Origin of the sequence: Mesorhizobium sp. M1163 (assembly GCF_040318415.1) — a bacterium.
Lineage (GTDB): Bacteria > Pseudomonadota > Alphaproteobacteria > Rhizobiales > Rhizobiaceae > Mesorhizobium.
Window position 1 is genome coordinate 156,780 of record NZ_JAMYMF010000008.1, and the last position, 17,601, is coordinate 174,380.

Annotated in this window: 23 protein-coding genes; 5 read left to right on the top strand and 18 right to left on the bottom strand. The window is 63.0% G+C overall.

Features of this window, described 5'->3' with window-relative positions:
• Positions 1 to 20 precede the first annotated feature (20 nt).
• A complete protein-coding gene (locus NKH43_RS10475; protein WP_023721287.1) occupies positions 21 to 1,052 on the top strand; it encodes a LacI family DNA-binding transcriptional regulator in 1,032 nt (343 codons plus the stop codon).
• A 167-nt stretch (positions 1,053 to 1,219) separates the two neighbouring features.
• Here the strand turns inward: NKH43_RS10475 and NKH43_RS10480 are convergent, their stop codons facing one another.
• Both NKH43_RS10480 and NKH43_RS10485 read right to left on the bottom strand, forming a co-directional pair.
• Positions 1,220 to 1,375 carry a hypothetical protein gene (locus tag NKH43_RS10480; RefSeq protein ID WP_352858013.1) on the bottom strand — a complete coding sequence of 52 codons (156 nt, stop codon included), beginning with the start codon at positions 1,373 to 1,375 and terminating at the stop codon, positions 1,220 to 1,222.
• Positions 1,375 to 1,998 carry a heme/hemin ABC transporter substrate-binding protein gene (locus NKH43_RS10485; protein WP_245278681.1) on the bottom strand — a complete coding sequence of 208 codons (624 nt, stop codon included), beginning with the start codon at positions 1,996 to 1,998 and terminating at the stop codon, positions 1,375 to 1,377. Before NKH43_RS10485 ends, NKH43_RS10480 begins: the two co-directional genes overlap by 1 nt.
• Before the next feature lie 251 nt (positions 1,999 to 2,249).
• Between NKH43_RS10485 and NKH43_RS10490 the strand changes: the two genes are divergently transcribed.
• Together NKH43_RS10490 and NKH43_RS10495 are read left to right on the top strand one after the other, a co-directional pair.
• Complete coding sequence (locus NKH43_RS10490; RefSeq protein ID WP_352858015.1) at positions 2,250 to 4,382, top strand: TonB-dependent hemoglobin/transferrin/lactoferrin family receptor; 2,133 nt, start codon at positions 2,250 to 2,252, stop codon at positions 4,380 to 4,382.
• Between the two features lie 2 nt (positions 4,383 to 4,384).
• The gene (locus tag NKH43_RS10495; protein ID WP_352858018.1) at positions 4,385 to 5,467 is read left to right on the top strand and encodes an SIP domain-containing protein; all 1,083 of its coding nucleotides are present in this window, start codon (positions 4,385 to 4,387) and stop codon (positions 5,465 to 5,467) included.
• On the opposite strand, the gene NKH43_RS10500 is transcribed toward NKH43_RS10495, so the two are convergent.
• The 11 genes from NKH43_RS10500 to NKH43_RS10550 all read right to left on the bottom strand — a co-directional run bounded on the left by NKH43_RS10500 (position 5,464) and on the right by NKH43_RS10550 (position 14,269).
• Positions 5,464 to 5,886 carry an aconitase X swivel domain-containing protein gene (locus tag NKH43_RS10500; protein ID WP_023721289.1) on the bottom strand — a complete coding sequence of 141 codons (423 nt, stop codon included), beginning with the start codon at positions 5,884 to 5,886 and terminating at the stop codon, positions 5,464 to 5,466. The genes NKH43_RS10495 and NKH43_RS10500 overlap by 4 nt on opposite strands.
• Positions 5,883 to 7,130, bottom strand: coding sequence for an aconitase X (locus tag NKH43_RS10505; protein WP_352858021.1), 1,248 nt, complete (start codon positions 7,128 to 7,130; stop codon positions 5,883 to 5,885). The genes NKH43_RS10500 and NKH43_RS10505 overlap by 4 nt, the downstream gene beginning before the upstream one ends.
• An 80-nt stretch (positions 7,131 to 7,210) precedes the next feature.
• On the bottom strand, positions 7,211 to 8,278 hold the full coding sequence (locus NKH43_RS10510) for an ABC transporter ATP-binding protein (RefSeq protein WP_352481610.1): 1,068 nt from the start codon (positions 8,276 to 8,278) through the stop codon (positions 7,211 to 7,213).
• Entirely contained in the window at positions 8,278 to 9,066 is a 789-nt protein-coding gene (locus NKH43_RS10515) for an ABC transporter permease (protein WP_031194613.1), read from the bottom strand. Before NKH43_RS10515 ends, NKH43_RS10510 begins: the two co-directional genes overlap by 1 nt.
• Positions 9,066 to 9,935: an ABC transporter permease gene (locus tag NKH43_RS10520; protein ID WP_352858025.1), complete on the bottom strand. Its 870-nt coding sequence runs from the start codon at positions 9,933 to 9,935 to the stop codon at positions 9,066 to 9,068. Before NKH43_RS10520 ends, NKH43_RS10515 begins: the two co-directional genes overlap by 1 nt.
• Before the next feature lie 60 nt (positions 9,936 to 9,995).
• On the bottom strand, positions 9,996 to 11,057 hold the full coding sequence (locus NKH43_RS10525) for an ABC transporter substrate-binding protein (protein WP_352858027.1): 1,062 nt from the start codon (positions 11,055 to 11,057) through the stop codon (positions 9,996 to 9,998).
• A 52-nt stretch (positions 11,058 to 11,109) separates the two neighbouring features.
• Positions 11,110 to 12,084 carry a PfkB family carbohydrate kinase gene (locus NKH43_RS10530; RefSeq protein WP_352858029.1) on the bottom strand — a complete coding sequence of 325 codons (975 nt, stop codon included), beginning with the start codon at positions 12,082 to 12,084 and terminating at the stop codon, positions 11,110 to 11,112.
• Positions 12,081 to 13,121: an ADP-ribosylglycohydrolase family protein gene (locus NKH43_RS10535; protein WP_352858031.1), complete on the bottom strand. Its 1,041-nt coding sequence runs from the start codon at positions 13,119 to 13,121 to the stop codon at positions 12,081 to 12,083. Before NKH43_RS10535 ends, NKH43_RS10530 begins: the two co-directional genes overlap by 4 nt.
• Before the next feature lie 3 nt (positions 13,122 to 13,124).
• The gene (locus tag NKH43_RS10540; RefSeq protein WP_352858034.1) at positions 13,125 to 13,592 is read right to left on the bottom strand and encodes a GntR family transcriptional regulator; all 468 of its coding nucleotides are present in this window, start codon (positions 13,590 to 13,592) and stop codon (positions 13,125 to 13,127) included.
• The gene (locus tag NKH43_RS10545) at positions 13,507 to 13,845 is read right to left on the bottom strand and encodes a GntR family transcriptional regulator (protein ID WP_352858037.1); all 339 of its coding nucleotides are present in this window, start codon (positions 13,843 to 13,845) and stop codon (positions 13,507 to 13,509) included. The genes NKH43_RS10540 and NKH43_RS10545 overlap by 86 nt, the downstream gene beginning before the upstream one ends.
• A 169-nt stretch (positions 13,846 to 14,014) precedes the next feature.
• Positions 14,015 to 14,269, bottom strand: coding sequence for a hypothetical protein (locus NKH43_RS10550; RefSeq protein ID WP_292664224.1), 255 nt, complete (start codon positions 14,267 to 14,269; stop codon positions 14,015 to 14,017).
• Positions 14,270 to 14,542: 273 nt separating this feature from the next.
• On the opposite strand from NKH43_RS10550, the gene NKH43_RS10555 reads away from it, so the two are divergent.
• On the top strand, positions 14,543 to 14,875 hold the full coding sequence (locus NKH43_RS10555) for a hypothetical protein (protein ID WP_352858040.1): 333 nt from the start codon (positions 14,543 to 14,545) through the stop codon (positions 14,873 to 14,875).
• Positions 14,876 to 15,018: 143 nt separating this feature from the next.
• Here NKH43_RS10555 and NKH43_RS10560 read toward each other — a convergent pair whose 3' ends face one another.
• Both NKH43_RS10560 and NKH43_RS10565 read right to left on the bottom strand, forming a co-directional pair.
• Positions 15,019 to 15,711, bottom strand: coding sequence for a hypothetical protein (locus NKH43_RS10560; protein WP_352858043.1), 693 nt, complete (start codon positions 15,709 to 15,711; stop codon positions 15,019 to 15,021).
• Between the two features lie 251 nt (positions 15,712 to 15,962).
• On the bottom strand, positions 15,963 to 16,166 hold the full coding sequence (locus tag NKH43_RS10565; protein ID WP_352858046.1) for a hypothetical protein: 204 nt from the start codon (positions 16,164 to 16,166) through the stop codon (positions 15,963 to 15,965).
• Here NKH43_RS10565 and NKH43_RS10570 point away from each other — a divergent pair.
• On the top strand, positions 16,150 to 16,464 hold the full coding sequence (locus NKH43_RS10570) for a hypothetical protein (protein ID WP_023723028.1): 315 nt from the start codon (positions 16,150 to 16,152) through the stop codon (positions 16,462 to 16,464). The two genes, NKH43_RS10565 and NKH43_RS10570, sit on opposite strands and share 17 nt — an antisense overlap.
• A gap of 125 nt (positions 16,465 to 16,589) precedes the next feature.
• On the opposite strand, the gene NKH43_RS10575 is transcribed toward NKH43_RS10570, so the two are convergent.
• The 3 genes from NKH43_RS10575 to NKH43_RS10585 all read right to left on the bottom strand — a co-directional run bounded on the left by NKH43_RS10575 (position 16,590) and on the right by NKH43_RS10585 (position 17,544).
• Positions 16,590 to 16,820: a DUF2934 domain-containing protein gene (locus NKH43_RS10575; protein ID WP_352589766.1), complete on the bottom strand. Its 231-nt coding sequence runs from the start codon at positions 16,818 to 16,820 to the stop codon at positions 16,590 to 16,592.
• Positions 16,821 to 16,903: 83 nt separating this feature from the next.
• A complete protein-coding gene (locus tag NKH43_RS10580; RefSeq protein WP_352481616.1) occupies positions 16,904 to 17,161 on the bottom strand; it encodes a hypothetical protein in 258 nt (85 codons plus the stop codon).
• Between the two features lie 77 nt (positions 17,162 to 17,238).
• Entirely contained in the window at positions 17,239 to 17,544 is a 306-nt protein-coding gene (locus NKH43_RS10585; RefSeq protein WP_031195423.1) for a DUF1236 domain-containing protein, read from the bottom strand.
• Between the last annotated feature and the right edge of the window lie 57 nt (positions 17,545 to 17,601).

A 17,601-nucleotide genomic window follows, 5' to 3' on the forward strand; every position in this document is an offset into this window, starting at 1 on the left:
TTGGAATGAGGTGATCGACAGTGCGGTCCACCCTGACAGACATAGCCCGGGAAGCCGGCGTTTCCGCCGCTACGGTCGACCGTGTGCTCAACAACCGCGCCGGGGTCAGGGCGCGCACCCGCGAGGTCGTGCTCGAGACGGCGCAACGGCTTGGCTATATCGCTGAAAATTCGAATAATCCGAACTCGCGCAACGCGATACCTGGTGAGGTTATACGGCTCGATTTCGCCCTGCCCGCCGGCACCAATTCCTTCATCAAGATGCTGCACCGCCAGATCGAGGCGCAGGCGCAGTCGCGGCCGGACCTCGACGTCCGCGTCGCCACTATCGAAGGCTTCAATCCGGACCGGCTTGCCCGTCTGCTGCAGGAACTGCACGGGCAGACGCAAGGCGTCGGTGTGATCGCGCTCGACCATCCGACGGTCCGCGAGGCGATCCGCTCGCTTTCGGCCAGCGGGGTCAAGGTCGTTACCATCGCTTCCGACATCCTGCATGTGCCGCGGGTCGCCTATATCGGCATCGACAACCGCGCCGCCGGCCGGCTCGCCGGCTACCTGCTCAACCGCTTCATGGGTGCAGGGCGTCCGGGCAAGGTCGCGCTGTTCGCCGGTTCGCTCTCCTACCGCGGCCACGAAGAGCGCGAGATGGGCTTCCGCCACATACTGACGGAAGAATCGCCCAATCTGCAGATCGTCGAGATGCGCGAAATGCTCGACGATCGGGAAAAGGCCTATTCGGAGGCTTCCGCCCTGCTGGATCGGCACCCGGACCTGGCCGCAATCTACAATGTCGGCGCCGGCAACACCGGCATCGCCCGCGCGCTACGGGAACGCGGGCGGGCACTGTCGACGGTCTTTCTCGGCCATGAGGTAACGGAAGGCACCAAGGAGCTTTTGCTCGACGGCACGCTCGACGCGGTCATCGACCAGAACCCGCGCGTCGAAGCCCGCGAAGCGCTCAACACCTTGACCCATGCGGTCAGGGGATTGCCTTACGAACTGCACCAGCCAAGGCTGCAGGTGATCTTCAGGGAAAGCATCCCGGAGATCTGAACGGAAGCTTGGGGCAGATGGGGCGCGAGTACCCACTGAACATGACGTCATAAAGTTCATGACTTAGTCGGCGCCTGCTGTCTCCGAATACAGCGCCTGCGCCAGGTCGCGGACCGCATCGGCGGTGCGCGGGCCAAAGCCGACCATATAGGCGCCGTCCAATACGATCAGCGCCTTTGCCTTCGCCGCCGCGTGGCGCTCAGCGCGCGCGTGGCGAACACCTGCTCGGCGGTGGGTCCGCCCTTGCCGTCGCTCATCATCAGGATGACGTCGGGCGCCATTTCGATCAGCTTCTCCTCCGACGCTGCCTTGTAACCCTGCATTACGGCCATCGATTGATGCCGCCGGCATAGCGGATGATCGCGTCGGCCGCAGTGCCCGCACCGGCAGCACTCAGCCGCACGAGGCCGTGGAAGAACACCACCTTCTTGCGTCGCTCGGCCGGCATTTTCGCGGCGAGGTCGGTAGCGGCCTGGAAGGCGTCGAGCACTTGCCTTGAAACCTTCCTGCCCTTGTCCTCGAGGTGGAGCGAGGCGGCAATCAACGTAATCTTGTGGTCGATGCCTTGAGGACTGTTGTCTTCCGGGACAAGGACAATCGGGATCGCCAGCGATTTGAGCACTTCGATCGCCTCCGGCGGCCCACTGTCTTCGGCCGCCAGGATCAGGTCCGGGCGAAGCGCGACCAAGCCTTCGGCGGACAACTGGCGCCGGTAGCCGACATTGGGCTTTTGCGCGACGGAAGCGGGATATTTGCTGCCGCGATCGACGGCGATGATCCGCTCGCCGGCACCCAGCGCATCGACGATCTCGGTAACATCGGAACCGAGTGTCAGGATCCTGGTTCCCGGACCGGTCGCGACGGTGCGCCCCGATGCATCGACAATCGTCTCGGCGGCCAGCGCCTTGAAGCCGCAAGACGGCGCAAGAGCAGAAAGCGCCAGCATCAGCACCGCCACCATCCCGCCCAATTGAAACCAGCGCGTCTGCCTCCACCGTCTACCGCTGCAGACCCCGCCGTTTCGCTGCTCCATTTTAGATAATTCGGTCATGGTCGCGGCCTGTAAAATTAAGTTGACTATTATCATCATGTTTTAATAAGTAGCCCTGCCCGGCCCGCGTGTCGAGGCTTCTCCATCATGCCAGCCAGGGCCAACGGCCGCCGCCAGCAATCTTTGCTTTTCCGGGGGCTGCACGCATGAAACTGACAAGCAACAAGACCTTGATCGCGAGCACCGCGCTCGCCTTCGCGCTCGGCCTGTGTGCCGCGCCACTAGCCGCCGCGCAGGAGCCGGAGAAGAAAGGCGCCGCCGCCAAGGCCGACCGGCCGGTCAAGGTCCCCCAACAGACTAGAACTGGGCAGAACGAGCCGACCGTGCTCGACCTGATCACCATCTCGGCGACGATGATCAAGACCGCGATCATCGAATCGATGGCCGCCATCAGCGCCGTCGATCAGGAAGAACTCGAACGCATCCAGCCAGACACCGCCGCCGACATGTTCCGCACCACGCCCGGCGTTGCCGCCTCGATGAACGGCGACGATCCGGCGACCGCCATCAACATTCGCGGCCTCGAACAATATGGCCGCGTGGTGGTGACGCTCGACGGCGCCCGCCAGGATTACTGGCGCGTCGGCCACGGCTCGGGCTCATTCTATGTCGAGCCGGAACTGATCAAGGAAGCGACCGTCATTCGCGGCCCGGTCTCGAATGCCTATGGTTCGGGCGGCATCGGCGGCGTCGTCTCCTTCGAAACCAGGGATGCCGGCGATTTCCTCAAGCAGGAGGAACGCTGGGCGCTGAGCGAAAAGCTGGGCTATGAGGGTAATGGCGACGGCTTCACCACCAGCACCACCGGTGCCTACCGTTTCAGCGACGACGCCGACATCATCGGCAACGTCATTTACCGCGACCGCGACAGCTACACCGATGGCAATGGCGACACCGTGCCATGGACCGGAGAGAGCATCACCAGCGGCTATGTGAAGGCGACGCTGCGGCCCGCCGACGGCCACGAGCTCAAGCTCGGCGCGATCCTTCAGCGCTACAGCGACCAGGTCACCGGATCGAGCGGCTCGACCTCGCCGACGCTGAGCTGCTACGACACCGACACGACCAACCAGACCTACACGGCTGGCTATACGTGGAGGCCGGACGACAACGAGCTGGTCGACCTCAGTGTCAACGCCTACCACAACCGCACGCGCGCCGAGCAGACGCAGGTCTGGCCGGCAACGGCGATCGGCAACTTCCGCTACTACGACGTCGCCACGAGCGGCTTCAACCTGAAGAACTCCTCACGCTTCGATGCCTGGGAGATCGCTCACACCCTCACCTACGGCCTCGATTACTACTATCTGAAGGCTTCGTCGGACGCCGCGCATTTCGGCGCCGGCGAACAGCAGGGCTATGGTGGCTTCCTGCAATGGCAGGGCGACTATGAGAACTGGCTGCAGCTCATCGCCGCCATGCGCTATGACGGCTATCAACTCGACGGTGAGACAAAGACCGTGCCGCCGGCGGAAGCCTCGATTTCCGGCGACCGCTGGTCGCCGCGCCTCACCGTCGGGTTAACGCCATTGGAAGGTTTCCAGCTTTACGGCACCTATTCGGAAGGCTACCGGGCGCCGGGCCTGCAGGACGTCTACCGCGGCGGCGGCGCGCATGGCGGCGGCGACAGCTACCAGCCCAACCTGCTTCTGCAGCCCGAAACGGCGAAGAACTGGGAAGCCGGGATCAATCTTAGATATGACGATGTGCTGGCCGCGGGTGACCTGTTTCGTGCCAAGGTCAACGTCTTCCACACCGCCGTCGAAGATTATATCGACGTCGACCTCACTGTGTTGCCGCGCACGGCGATCAACATCGGCGACGCACGGCTGAAGGGCATCGAGGCCGAGGCCGTCTACGACTATGGCTGGGGTTTCGTGAACCTCGCCGGCGCCCTGATCGACGCCAAGGTCGTCAGCGGCGTTTACTCCGGCCAGGCGCTGAACAACACGCCGCTCGACCGCTTCTCGGCGACCGTCGGTTTCCGCATGCTGGAGGACCAGTTCACCGTCGGTGCGCAATATCTCAGCGTCGGCAAGATCACCCGGACAAGCCGCACCAACCCCGACGCGCCGCCCGTGGTCGATGAAGGCTTCGACCTGGTCAACGTCTTTGCCAACTGGCGCATCAATGACCATGCCAAGCTCGATTTCGGCGTCGATAACGTCTTCAACACCGCCTACACCGACCCGCAAAGCGCCTGGTCGACGACGGCGGCAACGGAACAGGGCAAGGGCCGCACCTTCAAGGTGGCGCTCACAGGCAGGATCGGAGGTTGAGAATGAGGCAAGCATCAGCGAGCGGACTGGCCTGCGAAGCGCGCTTGAACCTGCGCAACCTGCCGCATTACATCGACCGCATCAGCGACAGGCTGCAAAGCTTCGATGCCGATGCCTCGCGCGAGGGGCAGCGGCTCGACTTCCGCTTCGCCTTCGGCGACGCGTCCCTTGACATGGAGCGGCTGGTGATGCGGGCCAACGCCGCCGACCGCGATGGGCTGGCCCGCATCAAGGACCTGCTGGCTACCGCTGTCGAAGTCTATGCCAAGGAAGAAAAACCCGAGATCGTCTGGACCGGCGATCTCGCCGAAGAAACCCGACTTGCGCAGTTCCGTGAGATGGTCGTCACCCAGGTCGGCGACCTGACCCCGCATATGCGCCGCATCCGCTTCGCCGGCGAGGATTTGACGCGCTTCGCAAAATTCGGCGGCATGCATATCCGCATCCTGTTCCCGACCAGGGATGTCCCCGATCCGCTCTGGCCCGTGCTTGGCAGCAATGGCTTGCCGGCCTGGCCCTCGGACGACAGGCGCCCGGTAGCGCGCGTCTATACCATTCGAGCCCTCGACGTCGAAAACGGCATCATCGACGTCGACTTCCTCATCCATCCCGGCGACAGCGTCGGCGCCTGCTGGGCCATGCAGGCGGCGCCTGGCATGAAGATCGGCATCATGGGGCCGGTCGGCCGTCCGGTACGACCGGCATCATGGTATCTCATGGGCGCCGACGAAACCGGCCTGCCGGCGCTGGCCCGCATGCTGGAGACGCTGCCCGCCGAGACCAAAGGCGTGGCCTTCATAGAGATCGCCGACGACGGCGAACGGCAGGCCATCGACAACAAGACCGGTATCGAGCTGCATTGGCTGCCGAGAAATAGCGTGCCGGCCGGGCTCGACGACAGGCTGGCGCGCGCCATCCGGTCGGTCGCATGGCCGACCGGTTCGGCATTCGGCTGGTTCGCGGCCGAAGCAGCCGCCGCCAGGACCGTGCGCGAACACTGGCGTGGCACGCTGACGCTCGGCCGCAACGAAACATTGGCGGCAGCCTACTGGCGGCGGGGCGCGGCGGGACTGATGGCCGGCTAGATCTTGCTCACCATCGCTTGGGCATCTTCGCCCAGATCGATTGCGATCCGGTCGCCGGAGACAATGCCTGATATCTCGCAGACGACCAGCGGCATGCTGATTTCATAGAGGAATTCGGCAACGATGGCGCCGACGGCAAGGATCGGGTCCGGCCGCTCCAGGATAATGCCGGCCGGCGCCGTGCCCCTGCGGATCGCTTCGGCCAGAACCGAAGACGAGGACGACGACCCCCGCCCGCTCGGCATCACCAGGATCTTGCCGGCGATGTTGCCGCCGAGGTTCGGGTGCGAATGGTCGATGATGTCGCCCGTTTCGACGTCGATTCCGCCCCAGAAGCTGAGCGCCTGCGAAAGCACCAGCGCCGGGCCTTGTGCCGAGCCGGCAAGGTGGAATGTACCTGTTCTGTCCGGCCCCCTCATGGCGCGCCTCGCACGACGCGGCCGGCAGCAGCCGAGCGGACGCAGTCCTCCATGTCACCGAAGGCCACCGAGACACCGATATTGCCAGGTGCGTAATGCGCCCATTTGCCCGAATTGGTCATCACCACACCGTCGAGCCGCTCGATGATCGTGGTGACGTAAGTGCAGGTGTCGGCGACCGGAACGAGGCCGAATGCTCCCATGCCGGCCAGTGCGCCTTCGTCCTGCAGCCGCGCCAGGGTGGCACGCCCTGTGTTGACATAGATCGGAACGCCTCTGCCCGGCGCGACCTCGCGCAGCAACGGCAACAGGCGCATCCATTCCTCGTAGGAGAAATGCGGCGTGCCTAACGAGACGGCGGCAAGCAGCACACCGTCGGGGACGCTCGATAGCCTGGCCAGAGCATGGTCGATGTCGGCGCAGCTGATACGGATTTTTTGCTCCGGCATCAGGCCGTGCAACGCCTCCTCGCGGGTCTTCGCCTCCGGTGTGATGCCGACGGCATGAAATAGCGCCACCGCGCCCGTCGTTGCCGCCGCCGCCCCCAGCGCCTTCAGTTGGTCCTCGTCGCGCGGCGGCGGCAGGCCCGATATCACCGGAATGCGGTCGCCACTCCTTTGCCCGACGATCAGCCCGACGCCGACAAACAGGGCGTCGGTAGGCTCGAGGCCGCCAGTCAGCTCGAACAGTACCTGGCCACGCCGGTTTTCGATCAGGTGCAACCCCCAGGCTGGCGCGCGCCCGGTGATTGCGCAGCACAAATCGATAAAATCGCCATAGCGGTTGGTCCGCGCACCGATCACCGAATTGGCAAAGACGATGGCGTTGGATTCACCCCAGGCAATCTGCTCGCCAAACCCTGGCCGAAACCGCGTCTGATAGGGCGCGCAGGTGAAGGTCGCCTGGCAGCCGAGTTCCAGATGCGCCTTCATCAGACGGCGCGCCGGCACTTCTTCCGCGGCTGTCATCTTCACCAGTCCGGGATGGATCAGATCGAACGAGCCGACATTCAGCGTCGTTGGCACTCGAACGCGGCCGCCGCCCTCGATCAGCCTTTCGACGAAATCGAGGCTGGCCTGGCCGTGATAGAGGCAGCCGTCGATATGGGCACCGGCAATGTCCAGCAATTTGCGCGCGTCGACCGCCTTCGCGAAGGCGACCAGGATCTTCATGGCGGCAGCCGCTGCCGAGCCTTGCTCGCCATGCAGCATCGACTGGTCGCCCGCATTCAATTCAAGGGGCATCGAGCATTCCGCTTCGGAGTTTGCCCGACCATGCTTTCCCCGATTGCCGACCGCCTGGCAAGACTGAAGGATTGGATCTGCTAGCTCGCGTCGATCAGCACCGTACTCTCGGACGACCAGCGCAGCACCACCTGTTGTCCTTCCGCCAGCTTTTCGATGCCGGTGTTCTGCACGATGACCTTGATTGTCTGGCCATCGCGATCGACAAAATATGTGCTGTTGTTGCCGGCGAAGATACGCTTAGAGACCCGCCCCGTGAGCATGTTGGCATGGGCTCGGTCCGGAACGCCGGCATTGGTGGCGATGCGGATTCGTTCGGGCCGCACGGCGCAGCTCGCCTTCATGCCGGCGACAAGCGTAGCCCCCGCGCCTGCGGCAATCCCCGTTCCGTCAGGCAGCCGGATGCCCGTACCAGTGGCGTTGCCGCGAAGGATGTTGGCGTCGCCCAGGAAGGTGGCGGCAAACTCACTCTTCGGCCGATCGTAGATCTCCTCGGGCGGGCCTTCCTGCACCAGCTTGCCATCGCGCAGAATGCCGATGCGGTCGCTCATCGTCAGCGCTTCTTCCTGGTCGTGGGTGACGAAGATCGTGGTGATGCCGATCTCGCGCTGAATACGCTTCAATTCGATTTGCATGTCCACGCGCAGCGCCTTGTCGAGCGCGCCGAGCGGCTCGTCGAGGAGAAGCACGCGCGGCGTGGTGACGATCGCGCGAGCGAGCGCCACCCGTTGGCGCTGGCCGCCGGAGAGCTGGTGCGGCCGGCGACCACCGAGCGTGCCGAGTTGCACGAGGTCGAGTGCGCGCTGCACCTCGCTGGCAATCACCGCCTTGGGCTCGCCGCGCACCGACAGTCCGAAGGCGACATTGTCGGAGACGCTCATATTGGGAAAGAGCGCGTAGTTCTGGAACACCATGCCGATGCGCCGCTTCTCCACCGGCACCCGCTCAACACTTTCGCCGCCTATGGAGATGCGACCAGAGTCGGGAAAGTCGAAGCCTGCGATCTGGCGCAGCAGCGTGGTCTTGCCGCTGCCGGAGGGACCGAGCAGGGCGTAGAAGCCGCCGTCGGCGAAATCGATCGAGACATCGTCCAGCGCCTTGTGCGCGCCAAAACTGCGCGACACATTCGATACCTGCACGCCCGCCATTATTTCTCTCCGCCGAATTTGAAGAAGCGCGCCGTCAGCAGCATCAGCGCCATCGACACAACAATGATGATCGTCGAGACAGCATTGATCTCGGGCGTGAAACCCTTGCGGATCGCCGCGTAGATTTCGACCGGCAGCGTCGTTTGGCCGGGCGTCGACAGAAAGTAGGAGACGACGAACTGGTCGAAGGACACGGCGAAGGCGAACAGCCCGCCGGCAATGACGCCCGGCATGATCCAGGGCAGCGTGACGCGGTTCGTCACCTGCCATTGATTGGCGCCGAGCGAGCGCGCCGCCTCTTCGAGCTCCGGCGCAAATGTCTGCAGCCGGGCCGAGACGACGACGATGACATAGGGCAGCGCCAACGCCACGTGGCCGAGCAGGATGGCATGCAGCCCGCGGCCGATGCCAACGCCGAAAAAGAAAATCAGCATCGCCGTGCCAGTGATCAGCCACGGTATGGCGATCGGCGGAAACAGCAGCGCCTGCAGGAATTTCTTACCGCGGAAGTCGTAGCGATAGAGCCCTAGCGACGCCGCGGTGCCGAGCGCGGTGCAGATGATGGTAGTGATGACGGCGATCTCGACGCTGTTTCGCGTGGCCGCGATCAGCTGATTGTTCTGCCAGAGCGAGGCATACCATTCCGTCGTCCACTCGAACGGCAGTTGGTAAAAGGGCGAGACGTTGAATGACATCAGCGCCATGATGATGATGGGCAGGTACAGGAAGGCGAGCAGCATCAGAATGTAGACCCGGCCGAGCCATTCCAGGATTCGGGTCGTCGCCACTAAGCGGCCCTCCGCAGCACTGGCGAAGTAACCGCCAGGATGACCAGCACCACAGCCAGCAGGATGAAGGACAGTGCGGCACCCAGCGGCCAGTTGAACACGGCAACGAACTGGTCCTCGATGACAGTGCCGTAGAAGGTGCCGGTGCGGCCGCCGAGGATGCGCGGTTCCATGAACGAGCCAACGACCGGCACGAAGATGAGTACTGCGCCCGCCACTAGCCCCGGCATCGACAGCGGAATGATGACCCGCTTCAGCACCTGCAGCCGCGAGGCGCCGAGCGAGCGCCCAGCCTCGATCAGCGAGTCATCGATGGCCTGCAGGGTCAGATAGCAGGTCAGCACCATGTAAGGCACGTAGGAGTGCACCAGCCCGATGATGACGGCCGGATAGGAATACATGAGATCAATGTTGATCTTGAACGGCAGCACGGCGTTGAGCGCTGTGTCGAGAATGCCCCCTTCACGCAGCACCATCGCCCACGAGAAGATGCGCACCAGCCCGTTCGACCAGAACGGCAGGATGACGAGCAGGAAAATCGCCTCGCGGCTGCGGCCTTTCAGCACCTTGGCCAGCACGTAAGCGGCGGGATAACCGATCACGATGCACCACAGCGTCACCTCGAGGCCGAGGCGCAGCGAGGCCACCAGCAATGTCAGGTAAAGGCTTTGTGAAAAGAAGGCGGCATAGTTTTCGAGCGTGAATGCCCACGGCTTTCCCGATAGCGGCAGGTCGGTCATGAAGGAGAAGAAGACCATGGCTGAGAGCGGCAGGAAGATCGCAACCGTCAGCCAGAGATAGGCAGGCGCCAGCAGCGGCAAGGCCGATCTCAGCCCGCTGCGCGACGCGGCTGCAACCTGTGCTGCCATGACATCCTCCCAGGGAAGGATCAGCCGACATGCATGATCGGCTGATCCCGCTTTCTGCTGTTACTTCACGTTGACCTTGAGCTGCTGCCAGAGCGACAGATAGGCTTCGCGCTGGGCGTCTGTGATCGGCGCCTGGAACTCGATGCGCTTGGCAACTGCCGGGTCACCCATCACCTTGCGGTTGAACGCATCCTCGGGAAGTGTTTCCACAGCCTTGGTATTGGCGGATACCGGCGCGCCGACCTTGGTGACCCATTCGACATAGAACGTCGGGTCGATCATGTAGTTGATGAAGGCCTCGGCGCCGGCGACATTCTTGGAACCGACCGGAATGGAGAAGGCGTCGAGCCAGGCGACAGCACCCTCCTGGGGAATGACCAGCGAGACCGGCAGCTTGAAATGCGTCTTGGCGCGGTCGGCCGAGCCGCTCCAATAGGTGCCGATGTCGATCTGGTTGGAGGCAACCATCTGGTTCCAGTCGTTCTCCGAGCTCCAGAACGTCTTGATCTGCGGCATCAGCGAGGTCAGCTTCGCCTTGACCGCCTCCATGTCCTTGACGTCGTTGATGTTCTGGCCGGTAGCGATGGCGCCGAACTGCACGGCCTCGACGGCATCGTCACGGATGGTAACGCGGCCCTTGTGGGCGGGATCCCACATTTCGGCGATGCTGGTCGGCGGCTTGTCGAATGACTTGTCGTTGATGGCGAGCGCCGTCAGCCCCCAAACCCACGGCACCCCATAGACCTTGCCGTCATGGACAAGCATCGATGATCCGGCCTTGTCCTTGCTGATGTCGGCATAGTTCGCCAGCTTGGACGTGTCGATCGGCTGAATGAGCTTTTCCGCCATCGCCTGATCGTTGAAGGCGGCATTGATCATGACGACATCGTAAAGGCCGGGATTGGTCCTGAGCTTAGTCAGCATTTCCTGTTCGGAATTGAAAAAGTCGTTGACGACCTTGTTGCCGGTTGCCTTTTCGAAGGCGGCTATGGCCCAGGGCTCGTCGGCGCCATAGCCCTTCCAGTTGAGTACGTGCACCTCGTCGGCCCTGGCGGCCAGCGTAAGCGCCGAAGCGAAGACAGCGGTTGCCGTCAGAAAAGCAGTCAGTTTGGGCATGCGCATGTTCGTTCCTCTCATTATTGCCCGGTTGGCGGGCTTGTTATCCCATAGGCTGTCAGAAATGGGCCTCTTGTTTCCGGCCATGCACGGTCGTCGGTCGATCGTCATGGCTGAGGAATCGCTGGATCTCCTGGTCGTTCGGCGCCGTCGACCCGCCATGGCGGGTGACCGAGAGCGCCGCCGCCGCATTGGCGTAACGCGCCGCTTCGAACGGCGACACGCCGTGCGAGAGCGCGCTGACGAAGGCGCCGATATGAGTGTCGCCGGCGCCGTTGGTGTCTACCGCCGCGACCTTGAACCCGGGCACATCTTGGGCGGTGCCGTCGGCCAGCCGCACGAAGCAGCCTTTTGCGCCAGCGCGGACGACCACGCCTGCCGCGTTGGGGCAGTGGCTGGCCAGCAGCCGGGCAGCAATAGCCTCGACATCGCCGGTGCCGGCGATCTCAGCCGCTTCGGCGGCGTTGGAGCTCAGCCAGCTCGTGCGCGCCAGCACCCGGTCGAGAATGGTGCGCGGAATGTCTGAGATGATCGGCGTCGGATCGAAGACTAAAGGAATTTCCGCCGGCAGCACCTCGATCCAGTCGACAAGCGCCTCTCGGCTTCCCGGATAGCTAAGCGTATAGCCGGAGGTGAACACCCAGTCGCCCGGTGCGACCGAAATGAGCGCCATCATGTCAAGGCTGAGCAAACTCTCTGCACCAGGCCACGAGACGAAGGTGCGCTCGGCATCGCTCGAGATCATGGCGACGCAATTGCCACTGTCCAGAACCGGCGATGCCGGCGTCAGTGTCTCGATCCCCTCCGTGGCTAAGGCCGCGCGCAGGAAGTCGCCATTGGGTCCGCTGCCGAGCTGGCCGCCGAACACCACCTTCATGCCGGTGCGGCTGGCCGCGACCATCATGTTGAAGCCGCCGCCGGCGACTTGTGCAAAGCTCGATGCGGTCTTCTCCGTGCCCGGTGCCGGCAAGGCATCGATGCGGTAGACATAGTCGACCACCGCGCTGCCGATATGGACGAGACGCCCGCTCATGCTGCCGCATCCTTGCCGGACCTGCTCTCCGCCGTCCGCAGGGCGACCAAGTCGGCGGCGAGCGCGCGCACCCGCCCAATGTCTAGGCCTTTGATCCGGGCGATGTGTTTCTGTGGCAATCGGGAAAAGCCGGTGCAGGCACCGGCCATGCCGGCCGCGATGGCGCCGATCGTGTCGGTGTCGCCACCGAGATTGGCGCTGATGACTGCCGCTTGCCAGGGATCGCCGCCGGCGACTTCCAGCACCGCGAATGCAGCCGGAACGGACTCCTGACTGGCGACGCCGGTGCCGACCAAATCGGTGATCAGCCGGATCGCGTCGCTCGTCTCCTTGCCGCGTACGAGCTTCTGCGCCCACCCGATGCGCGCGGCGATGTCACCGCCGGTCACCCAATAGCCGAGCGTTGCCCCGTGCCTCGCCCCGGCGATGGCTCTGTCGGAAGCGGCGCGCCAGTCACCGCCAGCGATGCCGCGACTGATGGCGGCAGCGACCGCTGCGGCCGAAGCGATTGCGATTGACGTGTTGTGCGTCGCCCTGCAAGTTTCGGCCACTTTGCCGACCAGTGCGTCAAGCGGCTCTGGCGGCATCATGATGCCGACTGGCGCGATGCGCATGGCTGCACCATTTGTGTCGCCGCTGCGTCCCGCTTCCTCGGCTGGCATACCGTTATTGATGGCGTCGATGGCGCGTTTGGTTGATGGTCCCAGCAGATCGTAGCTGCCGCGCGCCTTGACATCGCGTTCCCAGTCGAGCAGCGCGTTGACCCACCGCGCATGGTCGAACCGGTTACCGGATTCGACCAGGATACGGCCAAGCAGAAGCGCCTGTTCTGTGTCGTCGGTGATCGTCCCGGCCGGGAGTCCCTTCGACACCGGATGGTCGGCGAAAGGAGCAATGAAATCCTCGACATGACCGTAGAGTTCGGCAATCCGCGCCGGCGACAAAAGCTGCGTCGGCATTCCCAGCGCATCTCCCAGTGCCCCGCCCACAAGCGCTCCCATGGCCCGATCGGTTATGTTCCCGGTGTCGTCCGGCATCACTCAGAACCTCATATGCAGCGCAAAATGCGCCGGGTTGAGCAGGCTGGTCACATATTCTATCGGCCGGTCATCGGCGGCGCGGGTCAAGCGGCAACCGCGCAGGAACGGCGTGCCTTGCGGGCAGCCGAGGATTGCGGCGTCCTCTGGGTTGAGCATTTCGATGCCGACCCATTCCTCGCCATGGTCTGGAATGAGACCGGCGCCGCGGAGCGTCTGGTGGAGCGAGCCTTCGCGCAGACCGCGTAACGGCACGTCCTCCAGTTCGGGTGACAATGGCAGGCGGCTGCGCTCAATGGAGATAGCGTGGCCGTCGCTGGCATTGGTGCGCACCCGATCGACAGCGATGAAAAACGGGTTTTCTATACCAAGCAGTGCGGCAAGATCAGGGTCCTCGATCACCTCGAGCCGCAGCGTCCGCGTCTCGGCATTTGCGCCGGCGTTGGCGAGCGCCCGCGACCAACGAGTCATCGACGGGCTTGCCATCGAAGGTGACGAAAGAGCCGATGCCGACCTTGGTGGTGATCAGCCCGCGGCTGGACAGTTCCTCGAGGCCCTTGCGAACGGTGTTGCGGCTGACGGAGAAACGCTGGACGAGCTCGTTCTCGCTCTGCAACCGGTCGCCGAAGCCCAGAACACCGGAGCGGATTTCATGTTCGAGAACGGTGGCGATCTGTTCGGGCTTGCCCGTGCCCGGATACGATTGAACCACGCGGCGGACCATAGGCATACCTGTTCATTGCACCTGTATAATCCTGTGCAATGTATCTGCAACGCCAGCTCTGTCAACCGACGGCGGAGGGGCCACACAGATAAACCAAGCTGCTTGATGATACCCAGTGGCCGTGAAGGGCATATGAGGTGCGGCGGGCGAACGCGGTTCGCTGGAGATGTCACTGTTCGCTGCTGGAAGACCCCTCGACTGCCCCGTCACCATCGGCAGAATGCGGCAGGATGCCGAAGTCGCGCGACTTGGTCCCGTGCGCCGCCGTCAGGAAACCATCGGCTGTGAGGCCTCGCCTCAAAAGTTCGCGTACCGCGGCCGACCGGCTCGGCATGCGCTTGTCGAAGCGCCAGTTCTCCAACGCCGCCAGTTCATCGACGGTCAGCATGATCTGCAATCGTTCCGGGCGTTCCAGTTCGGACATCTCGGCCTCCAGCCATACCAGGCTATAACTAGCTGAGTTAGTATGTTCCTAATTCTTTGTAGAGTTAGGTATGTTGGCAGAGGACGTCAAGGCCTCCAGATGCGTGATCCGTGCAGAAATCCAATGAAGCGGATCAAGCATCAACTGCACAATCGACAAAATACACTAACTATTTGATACTGCACGATTTTTCAAGATTTTCGCTTGTCAATCGCCGCCCCTGGGCGCATGGTGGAAGCGAGGGATAAACCGCTCCTGAAAGGAAGGTTTTCCATGCGCTACAGATTTTCGGTTCGTCTGCATGACGACGTCAATTCCCGAGTTCGGGCTACATTGCGGTCCAGGATTGCCATCAATCTGACTGCCGTCGCCGAAGCCGTGCGACTGCAGAACCTCGCCGAGAATGTTGCGCGCGAAGACATCGAATGGCTCGTCATGCAAGCAGCCCAACTCCAAGGCGCAGCTATCGAGTTCGACGGCTTCACGCAAGCCGATCTGGCGGAGTTCGCGTGCCCCGAACCGATGCAAAGCAGTCCCGCGCTGGGTCGGGACCCCTTGGAGGGCGGGGTGACCGTTTCGCCGGATTTTGGCCGTCAAGCGCATTGAGGCGCGTGCTCTTGTGAGCCCCCGTCATGCTGCCGCCACGTGCTCGGCAAAAAGCCCGCCATAATGGCGGGCTTTGGACTGATGGAGGTTTGGTGGACGAAGGCCTCTCGGCCGGTCCGACATTTCATTCCGATGTATCCGCCCTAGCGGCGCGCGATCAGCAGGCATAACTGGCGCAAATCGCTGTCATAAGTGCCTTCGCTGCTGAGCACGTCGACGCAGCGCCTCTTCATCCTGGCCAACTTGTCGCTCGACATGTCGGCGACGACCTGGGGTAAGTTGGGATTGCTGGGATTGTTGGGATTGGACGGGCTGCCCGGGTTGGACGGATTGCTCGGATTGGTACCACCGCCGATCCCGACACCGGCGCCGACATTGATGCCGCTGCCGATCCCGACCCCCGCGCCGGCCCTGACGCCGCTGGCGACACCTACCCCCGCGCCGGCGGCAATGCCACCGGAACCGCCGATCGTGGCGCCGGCACCGGCGTTGATGCCGCTTCTGCCCCCGACCGACGCGCCGGCGCCCGCGGCAATGCCGCTGGAACCGCCAACCGTTGCGCCGGCGCCGGCGTTGATGCCGCGACTGCCGCCCAGCGACGCACCGAGGCCGGCCTTGATGCCGCCGCTGCCCCCAACCGTTGCGCCGGCACCAGCGTTGATGCCCTGGCGGCCACCAACCGTCGCGCCGAGGCCGGCTTTGATGCCGCCGTTGCCGCCAATGGAAGTGCCAACACCAACGGCAATTCCGTCCGCGGCATTCACGGGCATCGAGAGCATGAAAACAACTGCGCTGCCCGCCACCGCATCGGTGATTGTTTTGATTATGATGGTCATAACACTCTCCTTGCTGTAGTTGCGCTGAACAGCCCGCGACATCGCCGGTTGCATACCTACTAATTTGCAAGAAGATTATCGGTTTCTTTGCCGATCAACTTACTGGCCTCATGGTATCTGTTCACACAACAGCCGAGTGAAGTTTGTAGTGAAATTTTCCGAAAGTTTTACTTCGGGAAGGTCCTCTGCCGGGTGAAGCAATGCGAGCGTCAACTGACGGGCGCCGCGATAGACGAACGTCGCCGCAACGGTCAGCGATCGAAATAAGGCGAATTCTTAAATCTGAAAACGACTACATCAATCCGACACGACGCAATAGAAAACGGGCCGAGAAGGTCCACCATGCGCGTGTTTGCTTCACCGTGCTGCGCCATTTTTGCCGTAACATTTCCGTCGCCCGCATTGTTTTCTCTGTAGTCGCCATGCGACGACAACCGAATGATGGAGATCAACATGCTTACGAAAATCCTGACAGCCTCCATACTTGCAGCCGGTCTGGCGACCGCGGCGATGGCCCAGAATGCCGGCTCGGACAACAATGCGCCTGGCAGTGAGAAGAGCATCGTCGTCCAGCCCAAGCCGAATGGCATCGACCTTGGCACGACCAGCAGCACGATGGGCACGACGGGTGCCATGAACTCCAATGCGGATCAAAACTGCCCTGCAACCCCGCAAGGTGCCCAACCCGATGCGTCCAACAAGCCTGCCGGGACGGTTTCCCCGACTGTCAACGACAACAATTGCGGTAAGTAGTAAGCCACGACAATCCGGCCTTACCATCGCGGGTGGGCGGCAGCGGGACTGGTTAGGACTGGTCCCGCCTTACGATGGGCCAACCGAACCACGAGATCCAGCGATGCAATCAAATCCGCTCGAGTTCACGCTTTGCGCGGTCGCGCCTTGGGTTTGGTTCCCTCTTTGGCGGCCGGCGTCGGCTTAGGCTGGCGTGCTTTCGGCTTCGGCCGGCTGGCGGTCTCCTGCGCGGCGGTTTCTGCGTCGATCTCGGCGGTAGCCTGATCCCAATGCTGCTGATGCGCCCCGTCGGGCCTGCCTGCCTGTTCCCAGATCGCGTGTGCCCGCTGGCGAATCCGTTCCTGCCTGTCCGTCACTGTTGCCTCCGTCGGCTCGGTTCATGCGTAAGCAACTTTGTTCTAGCCGAAATTTCGACCCGCGTCTTGAGCGGCAGGCACCGTTATTGAGCCTCTCTGTCACACAGGACAGCAACGCCGAGGAGCGCCGCCTTCTTGATGATCAGCCCTTCAAGATCGGCGTCCGAGCGCTCCGTTCCGGTGCGTTCGCGCAACAGCGCAATCGCTGCCTTCATCGACAGCAGGCCATCGCCTCGTTCAGCAAGCAGTTTGTCGACGGCTGCGGCCACGTTGGTCGGCTCGACATGCGGCAGCATGGGAATGGCTCCTTCCTTATTCCGAGACGACAGCGGCAGCTCCATCCCGATCGCTCGGGATGGAACTCGATTTCATAAGACCGTGACCTTTCCAAATCCGGTTCGCGGTTTGGGAACGCCGGTCACTCGATGACGTGCACGATCCTGCGCGTGCCGGGGTCGACGAGCACGGTGCGACCGTCGACGACGACGTATCTGTATTGCACGTCGGGAACATCGATCGGTTGCAGCTCGACCGTATCGGGCAACGTGGAACCGATATTGAGCTCCACCCCCAGAAGATTGATCGACGCCAACGGGTGCTTGTGGACGTATTCGCGGATGACCGTCTGCTGTTCGGGTGTGACAATCACCTGGTCTGCGGTGGCCACGCCGACGCCGGCGAGCAACACCAATCCCGCCGCAGCAGGAACAAGGTGGATTTTCATCGTCTACTCCTGTTGTTACGGGCCTCGCCTTTACGGTTGCGACGCGGCATTCCGGTC